This is a genomic window from Bacillota bacterium (assembly GCA_040757085.1).
GTDB lineage: Bacteria > Bacillota > Sulfobacillia > JACIYH01 > JACIYH01 > JACIYH01.
The window spans coordinates 50,764-65,508 of the sequence record JBFLXJ010000030.1; the positions used below are offsets into that span (position 1 = coordinate 50,764).

Here is a 14,745-nt window from a genome sequence, read left to right on the forward strand (position 1 = left end):
CGTGCCTGGTGCACGGTGCACCTGGGTCGGTGCGGTCCCTGGTGATCGCTGCCCTCCACCGTCTTTGCGGCAAGCCCTTCCTCGTGGTTACGGCCTCCACGGCCCTGGCCGAGCGCCGGGCTCAGGACCTGCGCACCCTGCTGGGAGGGCAAGTTTGGGTATTCCCGCCCCTGGAGGTGCTGCCATACGAGGTGCTCGCCCGGTCCGGTTCCCTGGTCTGGAGCCGGGCGGCCGTCCTCACCTCCCTGTTGCGGGGGGAGAAGGGGGTGGTGGTGGCTCCCCTGGGTGCGCTCCTGCGCCGGCTGGGCGATCCCGCCTGGCTGGGAGGACTGGACATGCGCCTCCAGCCGGGAGCGGTGGCCTCCCCAGGCGACCTGGCCAGGCGCTGGCAGGAAGCCGGCTACGAGCGGGTAGACACAGTGGAAAGGCCCGGCCAGTTCGCCTGGCGGGGCGGCATCCTGGACGTGTACCCCCCGGGAGAAGAGTTCCCCGTCCGGGTTGAGTTCTTCGGGGACGAGGTGGAGTCGCTACGCCGCTTCCATCCCTCTACCCAGCGTTCCCTGGCCTCGCTGGACGGGATCGCGGTGGGCCCGGCCCGGGAGGACGTATTCTCGCCCGAGCGGCGCGACGCAGCACGCCAGGACATCGCCCGCGACCTGGCCCGCGCCGTCGAGCGGCTGGTGCAAAAGGGCAGGCCGCAGGAAGCGCGTCGCCTGCAGGAGAGGGTGGGGGAACACCTGGCCAGGATGGAGGACGGCCTTTTCCCCGGCCTGGATCAATACCTTCCTTACCTCTGCCCGCGGGAGTACACCATCCTGGACTACTTCCCGGAAGCGCCGGTGGTCGTCCTCGATGAACCTGACCGGCTCCGGGAGGCCGGGGAGGAAGCCGGGAAGGCAGGCACGGAACAGGTGGCTCACCTGTTGAGCCAGGGCCTGCTCCTTCCCCGGCAGGTGGAGGTGTATCTGTCCGTAGAGGGGTTGCAGCGGCGACTGGCGGGCCACCCGCGCGTCCTCTTTTCCCTGCTGCACCAGCGGGGGACCGAGCAGGTGACGGAGGTGTCGGATTTCCCCGCCCGCAGCGTCCCCGCGTACCATGGCCACTGGCCCTCCTTCTTGGACGACCTGAGCCGGTGGCGGCGCGGGGGCCGGGTGCTGGTGGTGGCAGCTACTTCCGACCGGGGGCGGGCCCTGGCGGAAAGGCTTGTTGACGAGGGGGTGGTGGCCCCCCGCCTGGTCCCCCTGAGCCGGGTCCCGGATCCGGGAGAGGTGCTGGTCACGGAGGGTGACCTGGAGACCGGATTCGAATTACCGTTCCTGGACCTGATCGTGGTCACCGACGCGGCGGTGTACGGGCGCCCCAAGCGGCGCCAGTTGCCCCGACCCAGAGAAGGGGTGCGCCTGGACCTGGGGGAACTTCGCCCCGGGGACTTCGTGGTGCATCAGAGCCACGGGATCGGAAGGTACCTCGGGGTGCGCACCCTGGAGATCGAGGGGGTGCAACGGGACTACCTGTTCCTGCAGTACGCGGGGGGCGATGCCCTGTACGTGCCCACCGAGCAGGTGCACCTGGTGCAGAAGTACGTGGGGCCGGAAGGACACCAGCCCCGCCTCAACCGGCTGGGGGGTACGGAGTGGACGCGGGCCCGCAACCGGGTCAAGGAGTCCGTGCGCCAGATGGCCCAGGAGTTGTTGAAACTTTACGCGGTCCGGCAGGCGGTGCCGGGGCACGCGTTTTCCCCCGATACCCCCTGGCAGCGGGAGTTTGAGGATTCCTTCCGGTACGAGGAGACCCCTGACCAGCGACAGGCCACGGAAGACATCAAGCGGGACATGGAAAATCCCCGGCCCATGGACCGCCTGCTGTGCGGGGACGTGGGCTACGGCAAGACCGAGGTAGCCATCAGGGCCGCTTTTAAGGCTGTAATGGACGGCAAGCAGGTGGCAGTGCTGGTCCCCACCACCATCTTGGCCCAGCAGCACTACTACACCTTACGGGAACGCCTGGCTGGATATCCCATCTGCGTGGAGGTGCTTTCCCGCTTCCGCTCGCCCCGGGAGCAGGAGTCGGTGCTGCGGCGCTTGCGCCGGGGGACCGTGGATATCGTGATCGGCACGCACCGCCTGCTACAGGACGACGTCGCCTTCAAGGACCTGGGCCTGCTCATCGTGGACGAAGAGCACCGCTTCGGCGTGGCGCACAAGGAGCGCCTCAAGCAGATGCGCATGAACGTGGACGTGCTCACCCTTACCGCCACCCCCATCCCCCGCACCCTGCACATGGCCCTGGCCGGCCTGCGGGATATGAGCGTGATCGAGACGCCGCCCGAGGATCGCTACCCGGTCCAGACCTACGTGGTGGAATACTCGGAATTCCTGGTACAGGAGGCCATCGAGAGGGAACTCCGCCGGGGTGGACAGGTTTTCTACGTGCACAATCGGGTACGCACCATCGAACGGGCGGCCGCACGCGTGCAGCGGCTGGTCCCGCGGGCCCGCGTGGCCATTGCCCACGGTCAGATGCGCGAGGAGCAACTGGAGCGGGTGATGCTGGAATTCCTCAACGGGCAGTATGATGTGCTGGTGTGCACCAGCATCATCGAGTCCGGTCTGGACATGCCCAACGTGAACACCCTGATCGTGGAGGACGCCCACGAACTGGGGTTGGCCCAGCTCTACCAGTTGCGGGGGCGGGTGGGGCGTTCCAACCGCCTTGCCTATGCCTACTTCACCTTCTGGCCCGACCAGCGTCTGTCGGAGCAGGCGGAGCGTCGGCTGCAGGCTGTTTCCGAATTCACAGAGCTTGGCTCGGGGTTCAAGATCGCCATGCGCGACCTGGAGATCCGGGGGGCGGGGAACCTGCTGGGACCCGAGCAGCACGGGTTCATCATGGCGGTGGGCCTTGACATGTACTGCCGCCTGCTGGAAGAAGCGGTGCGGGAATTGCAGGGCCAGCCCGTCCCCCAGGAGGTGCCAATCACCCTGGAACTGAAGGTGGATGCCTACCTCCCCGACGAGTGGATCCCCGACTCGGGGCAGAAGATCGCCGCTTACAAGATGCTGGGGGCCATCCGGGGGGCCCAGGATGCCACCCTGGTCCGTGAGGAACTGGAGGACCGGTACGGCCCTATGCCCCTGCCTGCCCGTAATCTGCTGGCGGTGGCCCGGGTCAAGGCCATCTGCCAGCGCCTGGGGATCACCAGCGTAACTCAGGTGCGCGACCGGGTGCTCATCCGCCTTCCCCGGGAGATGCCCCGCAGGCTGCGCGGCCCCGTGTCGTACAGCGGGGGGCGCCGTCCCACCCTCACGCTATCGGTGCAGGGCCGTTCCCCGGAGATGATGCTGGGCGATCTGGAAGATGTGCTGACCCAATTGGAGCAAATCCTGGCCGCGCCCGTCGGCGCCCGCTGAGATAGGTCAGGCCCGGGTAGGGGTCCCCCCCGTCCCGGTCACATGCTACCGGGGCGGTAGTGGTGCTGGGGGGCAGGGCCCCATATTTGGAAAAAATGAATAAACCTGTAAGGTAAGCTATATACTAAGCCCGAAAGCCGGGCCAAAGGGAGGGTTGTCCATGAAGGCCACGGGCATCGTCAGGCGCATCGATGACCTGGGGCGGGTAGTGATCCCGAAAGAAATACGCCGCACCCTCCGTATCCGCGAGGGTGACCCTCTGGAAATATTCGTAGATCGCGACGGGGAGGTCATCCTCAAGAAGTACTCACCCATCGGGGAACTGGGTGACTTCGCGAAGGAGTACGCCGACTCCCTGTACGAGGCGGTGGGTCAGGTGGCCCTCATCACCGACCGGGACACGGTGGTGGCGGTGTCAGGAGCCCCCAAGAAGGAGTTCCTCAACAAGCCCATCGGATCCCTGGTGGAAACCGCCATGGAAGAGCGCAAGACCCTGGTGGTGGGAGGTAAGGCGGAACCCCGGATTAAGGGAAGCGTGGTTGGGGACGAAGAGGAAGAGACCAAATTCACCGCCGCCGTAATCGCCCCCATCGTGGCGGAGGGCGACCCGCTGGGGGCGGTGTGCATATGCTCCCGCGATCCCGACGTCCAGATGACCCAGCTGGAGATTAAGCTGGCGGAGACCGCCGCCGGGTTCCTGGCCAAGCAGATGGAGCAGTAGAGACGGGGGGACGGCTTGAGGGAGGATAGTTTTCTCCGGGGGGTACTGATCCTCACTCTGGCCGGGCTGGCTGCGCGAGCACTGGGTGCCGTATACCGGGTGTTTCTTTACCCTTTGCTGGGGCCGGAAGGGATCGGCCTGTTCCAGATGGCTTACCCGGTATACAGCACCCTGCTCGTGTTATCCACATCGGGTGCCAACGTGGCGCTTTCCCGCATGGTGTCGGCGCGGCTGGGGGCAGGACAGACGCAGCAGGTGGGGGCGGTGTTCCGGGCGGTGCTGGGCCTGCTGGGGGCCGCCGGGGCCCTGCTCAGCGCGGCACTTTTCTGGGCGGCTCCCTGGCTGGCGGCCACGGTCTACCGGGAGCCCCGGGCCACTGCCGCCCTGCAGGCCGTGGCCCCCGCCGTGCTGGCCGTGGTGGTCATGAGCGCCTATCGGGGTCTCTTCCAGGGGTACATGAGGATGTACCCGCCCGCGGTTTCCCAGATCGTGGAACAGATGGTCAGGGTGGGGACCATGTTCCTGCTCGGCTGGTGCCTGCTCCCACTGGGGGTGGCCCGGGCGGCGGCAGGCGCCGCTTTCGGGGCAGTCACCGGCGGGCTGGCTGGTCTGGGCTACCTGGTCTGGTGTACTCGTACCCTGCCCTCCGTCTGGAGGGGCGCCCGGCCGGCGGCACGGGACTGGGTGGGTGGCCGGGGCGCCGGGGAGGTCGAGGGCGTGGTGCCCGTGCTGCGGGAGTTCCTGGGGCAGGCGCTACCGGTGTCCATGACGGGAGCCATGTTCACGCTTTTCACCCTGGCGGATGTGGTGGTCCCCGCTCGCCTGCAACAGGCCGGGTTTTCGGCCGAGGCGGCCACCGCCTGGTACGGGCGCCTGACGGGTGGCGCCATGCCCCTCGTCAACCTGCCTTCGCTGTTCAGCGCCTCCCTGCAACTGGCCCTGGTGCCAGCAGTGGCCCGTTGCTTGGCCGCCGGGGATAAGGAGGGCGTGCGCAGCCAGGCGGGTACGGGGTTGCGTCTGACGGTGGCGTTCACCGGCGCGGCAGCCCTGGGCCTGGCGGTACTGGCCGGGCCCATCTGCCTTACCCTGTACGGGGATCCCCAGGTGGCAGTGGCCCTGTGTCCCCTGTCCGGGGCGGTGGTTTTCCTGGGGCTCCAGCAGGCCACCGCGGGCATCCTCCAGGGCCTGGGGGAGGTTACCCTGCCGGTCTGGCACCTGGGGATGGCCGCCTTGCTCAAGCTGGTGCTTACCTGGTATGCCGGGTATTCCTGGGGGGTGCCAGGGGCGGCCTGGGCCACGGTGGCCGGATTTGCTCTGGCCGGTCTGCTGGGGATGGCGGCCGTCCTGCGGAAGCTGGGCCGGGTGGCCTCATTTTCCGACCTGGTACTGCGCCCGGCGGCAGCCCTGGGGGTGATGGGTCTCTGCCTTCCTGCCCTCTACCGGTCGGGGTTGGGGGCCACGAGTTCGCCGTGGGGAGGCACCCTGGTGGCAGTGGGCGGGGGAGTGTGTCTCTACGTGGTGGCGCTGCTGGTGGTGGGAGGATTCCGGCAGAGCGACCTGGAAATGCTCCCGGCGAGGGCCCGGTTCCTGAAGCGCTGGCTCCAGAGGAGCGGTCTGCTCCGCCCTTAGTAGCGGGCCTGGGTCGCCGCTCTCCGGTGCTGCGGTGGGGCGCGGGTCAACGGCGGGGGCGGTGCGGGACGACCCCCGCTGCCGGGCGCCGGGTAGTGGGAGGAGGCCGAGGTTGGGTTGAAGGTCATTTATGCGGTGGGGATGGGGCCCGGGCCGGCAGAGGACGTGCCGGCCCGTAATCTGCGGATCTTGAGTGGGGAGACGCCCAGGGGACAGGCCCCTGTGTTGCTGCGCACCGCCTACCACCCCCTGGCTGCCTGGCTGACGCAGCAGGGGGTATGCTGGGAGTCATTCGATTGCCGGTATGAGGGGGCAGAGGACTTCGACAGCCTCTACCGGGACATGGTTGAGGAGCTTTTGACGAGGGTGGAGAAGACCGCCGCACTGGTGTACGGGGTGCCCGGCCACCCTTTGTTGGGTGAACGTACGGTCGCGATGTTGCTGGAACAGGCGCCGTCCCGGGGCGTGGAAGTGCAGGTGCTGGGTGCTCCTTCCTTTCTGGAGGCAGTATTCACCGCTCTGGGCCGCGACCCCCTTACCGATGGCCTGGAGGTGGTGGATGCCCTCCTTCCTCCCGGCTGGATGCCGCGGGGGGACAAGCCCCTGCTCGTATGTCAGCTGTGGCATCCCCTGTTGCTCGGGGATCTCAAGCTCAGGCTGCTTGACGTGTACCCGCCCGATCACCAGGTAGCGGTGGTGAGGGGGGATGCCTGCGGGGAAAAGGTCACCTGGCTGCCCCTGGTAGATCTCGATCGGGGAGCTCACGCCGGCCCCGCCAGCAGCCTGTGGGTACCCGCCCTGCCCGGGCCGGGGCTGCCCGCTTCCCTGGCGCAGAAGATGGTGCGGGCGGTGGAAGTGGTGGCCCGCCTGCGCGGGGAGGGCGGCTGCCCCTGGGACCGGGAACAAAGCCACCTGAGCCTGCGCCCTTACGTCATCGAGGAGGCATACGAGGTGTCGGAGGCTATCCGCCAGGCCTACGGAGGAGGGGAGGCTGTCCAGGGCGCCTGGCGCGACGACTGCCGGGGATCGGCAAGGGATAAACTGGCCGAGGAACTGGGAGACTTACTGTTGCAGGTGCTGCTGCATGCCCAGATTGCGCGCGAAGAGGGGGAGTTTGACCTGGGCACCGTGTGCGACCTGCTGGTAGAAAAGCTGGTCCGGCGTCACCCGCACGTATTCGGGACCGCGAGCGCCGGGACACCCCAAGAGGTGTTGCGGCGGTGGAATGAGATAAAGAAGGAGGAGCGGGGAGAGGCGGCTTCCGCTCTGGACGGGGTACCGGCGGTGCTTCCCGCCCTACAGCGAGCGTGGAGGGTACAGGGGCGGGCCCGTGAGGTGGGGTTCGACTGGGAGCCCGGCGATGTGGCCGGGGTACTGGCGAAGGTCGAGGAGGAACTTAACGAGGTGCGCGCCGTTGCCGGAGCGCATGGGGTTGGCGGGACGGACGGTGGGGCGATCGAGCGGGAACTGGGCGATCTGCTGTTTGCCGCGGTGAATGCCTGCCGCATTCTGGGCGTTGACCCTGAGTTAGCCCTGCAGGGGGCGGTGGATCGATTTTCCCGCCGGTTCCGCGCCATGGAGAAGATGGCCCGGGAGGCGGGGAAGAAAGTGGGGGAGATGTCGCTGGAGGAAATGGATTCCTTGTGGGAAGCGGCCAAGGGGCAGGAAAAATAGGACTTTTGTCGAATCAGGTCGTAGCGGGAGTGGCAAAAAAGGGAAGGAGGATGTGGGCTTGAACAAGGCGGATCTGGTGGGAGTGGTCGCGCAGAAGACGGGGATGACCAAGCGGGATGCCGACAAGGCAGTTACCGCCACCTTCGAGGCCATCCACGAGGAACTCAGCCGGGGTGGCAAGGTGGCTGTGGTCGGGTTCGGCACCTTTGAGGTGCGGAACCGCGCGGCTCGCAAGGGTCGCAACCCGCGGACCGGCGAAGAGATTTCCATCGCCCCCGCGCGGGCCCCCGTGTTCCGCCCGGGTAAGAGCCTGAAGGAAGCGGTCGTGAAGTAGTCCCGGGTTGCGGGCGGAGTTTCCTTGCGCCTGGACAAGTTTCTCCAGGTCAGCCGGCTGGTGAAACGGCGCACCTGGGCCCGGGAGATGTGCCTGGCCGGCCGGGTCAGCATCAACGGGAGGGTGTCCAGGCCGGCAAGCCCGGTGCGCGTGGGAGATCACATCACTCTGGACATGGAGTGGCGGGTACTCGAGGTGGAGGTACGCGAGTTGCGAGAACGTGCTTCCGCGGAAGAGGCCCGCCAGATGTATGCCGTGGTTTCCAGCCAGCGCCGCGACTAACCGCAGAACGTACGGGCCACCCTAGCGGGCGGGGTGATGGAACTGTCTCGTCCGGCCAGGGTGGCCCTCGTGTTTGTTGCCCTGGTCTCCCTTGCCGCCCAGGCGGTTCTGGAGGCGCCGTCGTACCGCCGTCCCTTCGGGGGAGAACCGGCCGTAACCATTTACCGGCATGGGTCCGGGGAACGGCTCGTCCTCCCCATGGAGAAATACGTGGAGGGGGTGGTGGCGGCGGAGATGGATCCCCGCTGGCCGGTGGAAGCCTTGGCTGCTCAGGCCGTCATCGCCCGGACCTTCGCGGTCGAGCGGCTGACCCGGGGCGGGGTACGGCGGGTGCACGGTACCGATGTGTGTGATGACCCCGGTCACTTCCAGGCTTACAACCCCGAGGCCATAACGCCGGCGGTGAGATGTGCCGTGTCGCGCACCCGCGGGCTGGTGCTCACATACAGGGGGGAGCTGGCCCAGGCGTTCTACCACGCCCATTCCGGCGGGTATACGGCTACGCCCCAGGAGGGTGTGGACTTCCGCGGAGATGCTCCCTACCTGCAGGCACGGTCCGATCCCTACAGTGGTGACGGCATGCGCTGGAAGGCGTGGGTGACCGCCGAAGAAGTGCGTGCTGCGGCCCGGCGCATGGGGGTTAGGTTGGGGCAGGTGACACCTGTGCGGGTGGCGGCACGGGGACCCTCCGGGCGGGCGGTGACGCTGCACTTCGGGGGCAGGGAGGTTCCCGCCGCCCGGTTCCGCCTGGAAGTGGACGGCGGCATGCGCATCAAGTCCACCCTTATTGACAGCATTGAGGTTTCCGGTGGCCGGATCGCGATTATGGGGCGGGGGTTCGGCCACGGGGTGGGGCTCTCGCAGTTCGGGGCACTGGGTATGGCCCAGGCCGGTCACGGCTTCAAAAGCATTCTGGCCTTTTACTATCCGGGGACGGTGCTCGAGCGCAGGTGGCGCTGAAGGTGAGCACCTGGCTGACGATCATGAGCGTCTGGGCGCAGCGGCGGTCGAGCGGCTGGCCGCGAGGCGCAGAGCGGTACCGTGTCTGAGGGGGCGGGCACCGGGTGCAGTGATAAGTTGTCCCCGGCGCGCATACCCTGGGGTGGGAAAGTGTTCCACGAGGGGGGCCCGGGATGGACGACAAGAACCTGGAAGGACTGGGTGAGCATGTGATCTCCATAGTGAACCGGGAGAAGCTGGAGGTGCGCGGCGTGTCCCGGGTCGAGTCATTCGACGAGGAAGAGATCGTCCTGGAAACCGAATTGGGAATGCTCACCATTAGGGGCCAGGACCTGCACATCCAGAACGTGGACGTGGAGCAGGGGCAGTTTGCGGTGGAGGGATTGATCAACGCATTGCAGTATGCCGCCGTCCCGCGGGTACGGGGCGTCCGGGGCAAGGGTCGCAGCAGCCTGTGGGAACGCATTCTGCGGTAGGCCGGGCAGCAAGCCGTGGTGGGCGTGGGGGACGACCTTTATGCCTTATCGGTGATGGTCCTGGCCGGTGTGGGCCTGGGAGTGTCCTTCGACGTGTACCAAGCGGCACGGCACCTGGGGCGCATCCGCGGGCTACGCTCCTTCCTGCTCGACCTCTTCTACGGCCTGGGGGCAGGGGTATGGCTGGCTGCCTGGCTGGTGGTGGCAAACTGGGGGCAGCTGCGCTGGTACGTTTTCGCGGGCGTGCTGCTGGGGGTGTGGACGTACTTTTACCTGGGCAGCCCCCTGGTGAGGCTCCTCCTGCGGGCGGTGGGCAGGGCAATCCGGCGGTTCGCCCGCTTCGTCCGCCGTCCGAAGAAGGCGGAGTGAGCCGGCGATGGGGGTGCGGGCCGGGGTGGACCCCGCAGGGCCAGGGGGTGGCTGACACCGCCCGGGCAAGGAGGAAATGGGTGCCCGGCTGAAGAATAAGGTTTTGTACTTAGGTTGTCCCCAGATTGTCCACAGATTGTCCACAGCCTGTGCATATCCGGGAGGGCGGCCGCTACGCAACTGGAGATCCGCAAGGCTGAACGACTCAGTTTCCGCGAGCGTCAGGTGGTCGTCCTCAAAGAGATGGGTCTCAGTAACGAGGCCGTCGCCCGGCGCCTGGGGGTTTCCGCCGCCACGGTGGCCACCCTGTACAGCCGAGCCCGAGGCAAGGGCTACGAAGTTGTGATCGTGCTGCCGGGCGAAGCCCTGGGTATTCCACCCGAAGAGGAACCTGCAGGTGAGTGACGGAGCCCGGAGGTGGATGATGCGGTCTGCTACCCGGCGTCTCTTTCGGCAGGCCAATAATGCCAAGTACCGGCTGTGGCTGCGGCGCCTGGCCCGGCTGGGGGTGGCGGCGTTTTGCCTGTTGCTCATTTCCTCGTTCCTGCGGGTAGGTTGGGAGTTGTGGCGCCTCAAGCATCAGGAACAGCGGCTGAGACTGGCGGTGGAAGTCTTACGCGAGCAAAACCGGACCCTGCGTGCGCAGATCGAAGAGATGCAGCAGGATGAGTACATCCGGCAGGCGGCCCGGGAACTGGGTCTGGTGAACCCTGGTGAGGTACTGTACTTCCCCGTGCGGGAGCAGGAGCCATCGGGGTCTCCCTGATTGAGCTTTTTCGTGTGGCTGCGATGTCCTTGACAGTTTTCCGGCCCTGGCCCTATAATGGGCACGGTGCTGCTCGCTCAATCGAAGGGCGGAGCCTCTGCGCGAGGGAGGTACGGTCGCGCCGCATGCCCGGTTTGGAGGTAGGCGCCGTTGTGGAAGGCGTGGTGACAGGTATCACGCGATTCGGCGCCTTTGTATTGTTACCCAACGGTCAGACCGGATTGGTTCACATTTCCGAGATTGCCGACGCCTACGTACGCGACATCAAGGACTACCTGAAGGAGAACGACAGGGTGCTGGTCAAGATCCTGTCGTACGACGAGCGGGGAAAGATAGGACTGTCCGTGCGGCAGGCGCAACCGGGCGGCGGTCAGCGAAAAGACCGAGAGCGCCGGAGGGCTGAGTGGATGGCGTTCGAGGACAAGCTGGCCAGGTTCATGAAAGAGAGCGAGGAGAGGCTGACCGACCTCAAGCGGCACACCGAGTCCAAGCGGGGAGGCCGCGGCGCCAGGTAGCCGCAGCGCGAGTCCATATTCAGCAGGCGCAGGCCGGGATGGCGGAACAGGCAGACGCGGGGGACTTAAAATCCCTTGGGTGCGAGCCCGTGTGGGTTCAACTCCCACTCCCGGCACCAATTTTTTATGCAGTAGCGGGGGCGTCAGCGGCTGGGATACGGGGCGCCCGCCGGTGGAAGGATGAGAGCTGATGGCTTTGCTCGACAGGTTGTTTCGGCCCGGGGCCGTGGCAGTGATAGGTGCTTCCAGGGCGCCCGGCAAGATCGGCCACGCCGTTCTGGTCAACCTTCTGGCATCGGGTTACCGGGGCGCCATTTATCCGGTCAACCCCCGAGAAGACGAAATTGAGGGCCTGAAATGCTATCCCCGGGTGGGTGACATTCCCGGACCGGTGGACGTTGCGGTGGTGTGCGTCCCTGCTCCCGCCGTAGCGGCGGTGGCGGAAGATTGCGGCCGGGCGGGAGTGGGGTACCTGGTGGTGATAACCGCCGGGTTCAAGGAAACGGGCCGTGAGGGCGCCGAGCGCGAGAGGGAACTGGCGGAAATCTGCCGCCGTTACGGGATGCGCATGGTGGGCCCCAACTGTCTGGGGATCATGGACACCTATACCCCCATGAACGCCACCTTTTCGGCCAACTTCCCCTATCAGGGTCGCATCGCCTTTATCTCCCAAAGCGGCGCCCTGTGCGCCGCCATCCTGGACTGGAGTCTCAAACGGGGCATAGGTTTTTCCAAGTTCATCAGCGTGGGGAACAAGGCGGATCTGACGGAGGCCGATTTCATCGAGGATGCTGCTGCCGACCCCCAGACCAAAGTCATATGCCTTTACCTGGAGAGCGTGGAGGAAGGGGACCGTTTCGTGCGCGCCTGCCGCGAGGCCAGCCGCAGCACGCCCATCTTGGTCATCAAGAGCGGTACCAGCCAGGCAGGTGCTCAGGCTGCTTCCTCCCACACGGGGGCCCTGGCCGGTAGCGACCTGGCGTACGAGACTGCCTTCCGCCAGGCCGGGGTGCTGCGCGTCCATACCATGGAAGAGCTGTTCGACCTGGCGCAGGCCTTCGTCCGCCAGCCGGCTCCGCCCGGGAACCGGGTGGCTATCGTTACCAACTCGGGCGGCCCCGGAGTGCTGGCAGCAGATGCCATCGAGAATTCCCCCCTCACCATGGCCCGCTTCGAGAAGGAGACCATCGACTGCCTGCGGCAGTCGCTGCCTCCGGCGGCCAACGTCTTCAACCCTGTGGACGTGATTGGAGACGCCCACTGGGACCGCTACGACGCCGCCCTGGGGGCCGTGCTGGACGATCCCGGCGTGGACGGGGTGCTGGTGGTGCTTACCCCCACCGCCACCCTGGAGCCGGACCTGGTGGCCCAGAAGATCGTGGAACACCACCGGCGCCATCCTGAAAAGCCGGTGCTGGCGGCATTCCTGGGTGGCGCATCGGTGGAGGAAGCCACCCGCTACCTCCTGGGCAACGGCATACCCTGCTACCCCTTCCCGGAGCCGGCGGTATCCGCTCTGGCCGGTCTCCTGCGGTACAGGGAACTGTCCGCAGCACCGGTTCCCCGCGAGGAGTGGACGTTCCCGGACGTGGACCGCAGTGCGGTGGAGGAAGTGTTTGCTTTCGTGCGCCGGGACAAGAGGGTGGTCCTGCTGGGGTCGGAAGCGTTCCGGGTGGCGGAAAGCTACGGCATCCCGTGCGCTCCCTCGTATCTGGCTACCACTCCCGATGCAGCCCGGCGTTTGGCGGAGCACATGGGCTTCCCCGTCGTGCTCAAGGTGGCGTCCCCGCAGATCCTGCACAAGACCGACGTGGGCGGTGTCAGGGTGGGGCTGGCCACCCCCGAGGAAGTCAAGCGGGCTTTCGTGGATATCATGGAGAGCGTCCACAGCCACCTGCCCGACAGCGTGGTGTACGGGGTAGAGGTGCAGAAGATGATGCCCCCCGGCCGGGAACTGATCGTCGGGGTCACCCGCGACGTGCAGTTCGGGCCGCTCCTCATGTTCGGCCTGGGCGGCGTGTACGTGAACCTGCTTAAGGATGTGGCTTTCCGGCTGGCCCACGGGCTTACCCGGGAAGAAGCCCACGCCATGATCCGGGAGACGCGTGCGTACACCCTCCTGCGGGGATTCCGGGGGGAACGCCCGGCGGACATAGATGCGCTGGTGGATACCATCGGCAGGGTCGCGCAACTGGTGCGGGACTTCCCGGAGATCACCGAGATGGATATCAACCCGGTATTTGCTTACGAGAAGGGGCTCGCCGCCCTGGACGTGAAGATTACCATAAGATGAGGTGGAGAACATGAAGAGCCTGTACCTGTTGGGGACGGATCCCGGGTGTGGCAAGACCGCGCTGGCCGTGGGACTGGCCCAGAAGCTGAGGGATGGGGGATTCTCCGTGGGCTACTTCAAGCCGGTGGGGAGTGTGCCCACGGGGTACAGGCGCGTCGACGAGGATGCCTCTCTCATGGCGACCCTGCTTACCATGGGTATCCCCCCCGAGAGGTTAACTCTGGTTTCGTCGGGGCCTTACTACATGACCCGCTACGAAGACCCCGGTGCGCTGCTGGAAGAGATCAAGGAGGCGCACCGGCAGGCCTCTGAGGGGCGGGATGTTGTGCTCATCGAGGGCCCGGGTACGCCCCACCTCATGCTCACGCTGGGGCTGGATGCCGTCTCTCTGGCGGGTCACCTGGGTGCCCAGGCCATCCTGGTGAGTCGCGTCGAGAACGACTTCAGCGTGGATCGGACCCTTCTCTTTGCCCATTACGTGGAGGGGCGGGGTGTACCTCTCCTGGGAGTTGTTTTCAACAACGTGCCCCGTCCGCTTTTGGACAAGACCCGGGGAGTGTACGCTCCCCTGATCGAGCGAAAGGGAGTGCGGGTGCTGGGTGTTCTCCCCTGCCGGCCCGAAATCTCGGCGCCCACCGTTCGGGAGTTCGTTGATGTCCTGGGCGGAGAGGTCCTGGTGGGAGAAGACCGCCTGGGGAACCTGGTGGAAGAGATCATGATCGGGGCTATGACACTGGAGAGTGCCCTGGGGTATCTGCGCCGGGCCCCGCGCAAGGCTCTTATCACGGGCGGTGACCGCACCGACATGTGCATGGCTGCCCTGGAGACCGACACCGCCGTCCTCGTCCTTACGGGCGGGCTGTTCCCCAACGTGAACGTGCTGACCCGCGCAGCGGAACGAGGCGTTCCCGTGATGCTGGTCCATTACGACACCTACACCACGGTGCAGAAGTTGCAGGAGGTGGCCCGCAAGATAAAGCCCGAAGACGTGGAGGCCCTCTCCCTCTGCCGGCAACTGGTGGATGAAGGTATCGCCTGGCAGGCCATCCTCGGCGCCCTCCGCACCTGAGCGCAGTTCCGACGGATGCCAGCGCCCGGAGCGCCTGCTTTGTACGCGGTGCCCGCTGGCCGCGGTTTGCTTGACGACGTCATGGTGATGCACGTATAATAGGCTCTGGCCGGTGGCGGCGTAGCTCAGATGGTCAGAGCACGCGGTTCATACCCGCGGTGTCGCTGGTTCGAATCCAGCCGCCGCTACCAAATCCAGGGTGGACCATTAGCTCAACTGGTAGAGCATCCGACTCTTAATCGGAGGG

The 14,745-nt window shown here is 66.4% G+C and carries 14 protein-coding genes and 2 tRNA genes; all 16 read left to right on the top strand.

Annotated elements, in window-relative coordinates; genetic code table 11:
* The first annotated feature begins 8 nt into the window (after positions 1-8).
* The 16 genes from mfd to AB1446_11715 all read left to right on the top strand — a co-directional run bounded on the left by mfd (position 9) and on the right by AB1446_11715 (position 14,689).
* Entirely contained in the window at positions 9-3,410 is a 3,402-nt protein-coding gene (gene mfd / locus AB1446_11640) for a transcription-repair coupling factor (protein ID MEW6547545.1), read from the top strand.
* A 160-nt stretch (positions 3,411-3,570) separates the two neighbouring features.
* Positions 3,571-4,131: a stage V sporulation protein T gene (gene spoVT, locus AB1446_11645; protein ID MEW6547546.1), complete on the top strand. Its 561-nt coding sequence runs from the start codon at positions 3,571-3,573 to the stop codon at positions 4,129-4,131.
* A gap of 15 nt (positions 4,132-4,146) precedes the next feature.
* Positions 4,147-5,760, top strand: a complete 1,614-nt coding sequence (locus AB1446_11650) for a polysaccharide biosynthesis protein (GenBank protein ID MEW6547547.1) — start codon at positions 4,147-4,149, stop codon at positions 5,758-5,760.
* A 117-nt stretch (positions 5,761-5,877) separates the two neighbouring features.
* On the top strand, positions 5,878-7,434 hold the full coding sequence (mazG, locus tag AB1446_11655) for a nucleoside triphosphate pyrophosphohydrolase (GenBank protein MEW6547548.1): 1,557 nt from the start codon (positions 5,878-5,880) through the stop codon (positions 7,432-7,434).
* Positions 7,435-7,492: 58 nt separating this feature from the next.
* Positions 7,493-7,768, top strand: coding sequence for an HU family DNA-binding protein (locus AB1446_11660; protein ID MEW6547549.1), 276 nt, complete (start codon positions 7,493-7,495; stop codon positions 7,766-7,768).
* Between the two features lie 24 nt (positions 7,769-7,792).
* The gene (locus AB1446_11665; GenBank protein ID MEW6547550.1) at positions 7,793-8,050 is read left to right on the top strand and encodes an RNA-binding S4 domain-containing protein; all 258 of its coding nucleotides are present in this window, start codon (positions 7,793-7,795) and stop codon (positions 8,048-8,050) included.
* A 36-nt stretch (positions 8,051-8,086) separates the two neighbouring features.
* Positions 8,087-9,010: a SpoIID/LytB domain-containing protein gene (locus AB1446_11670; GenBank protein MEW6547551.1), complete on the top strand. Its 924-nt coding sequence runs from the start codon at positions 8,087-8,089 to the stop codon at positions 9,008-9,010.
* A gap of 173 nt (positions 9,011-9,183) precedes the next feature.
* Positions 9,184-9,486, top strand: coding sequence for a sporulation protein YabP (gene yabP / locus AB1446_11675; GenBank protein ID MEW6547552.1), 303 nt, complete (start codon positions 9,184-9,186; stop codon positions 9,484-9,486).
* Between the two features lie 24 nt (positions 9,487-9,510).
* On the top strand, positions 9,511-9,855 hold the full coding sequence (yabQ, locus tag AB1446_11680; protein ID MEW6547553.1) for a spore cortex biosynthesis protein YabQ: 345 nt from the start codon (positions 9,511-9,513) through the stop codon (positions 9,853-9,855).
* A gap of 153 nt (positions 9,856-10,008) precedes the next feature.
* On the top strand, positions 10,009-10,260 hold the full coding sequence (locus tag AB1446_11685) for a sigma factor-like helix-turn-helix DNA-binding protein (GenBank protein ID MEW6547554.1): 252 nt from the start codon (positions 10,009-10,011) through the stop codon (positions 10,258-10,260).
* Entirely contained in the window at positions 10,253-10,621 is a 369-nt protein-coding gene (locus tag AB1446_11690; protein ID MEW6547555.1) for a septum formation initiator family protein, read from the top strand. Before AB1446_11685 ends, AB1446_11690 begins: the two co-directional genes overlap by 8 nt.
* Before the next feature lie 125 nt (positions 10,622-10,746).
* On the top strand, positions 10,747-11,136 hold the full coding sequence (locus tag AB1446_11695; GenBank protein ID MEW6547556.1) for a S1 RNA-binding domain-containing protein: 390 nt from the start codon (positions 10,747-10,749) through the stop codon (positions 11,134-11,136).
* 32 nt (positions 11,137-11,168) lie between these two features.
* Positions 11,169-11,255, top strand: a tRNA-Leu gene (locus AB1446_11700).
* A 71-nt stretch (positions 11,256-11,326) separates the two neighbouring features.
* Entirely contained in the window at positions 11,327-13,429 is a 2,103-nt protein-coding gene (gene acs / locus AB1446_11705; GenBank protein ID MEW6547557.1) for an acetate--CoA ligase alpha subunit, read from the top strand.
* Positions 13,430-13,439: 10 nt separating this feature from the next.
* Positions 13,440-14,498, top strand: coding sequence for a phosphotransacetylase family protein (locus tag AB1446_11710; GenBank protein ID MEW6547558.1), 1,059 nt, complete (start codon positions 13,440-13,442; stop codon positions 14,496-14,498).
* A gap of 114 nt (positions 14,499-14,612) precedes the next feature.
* Positions 14,613-14,689, top strand: a tRNA-Met gene (locus AB1446_11715).
* Positions 14,690-14,745 lie beyond the last annotated feature (56 nt).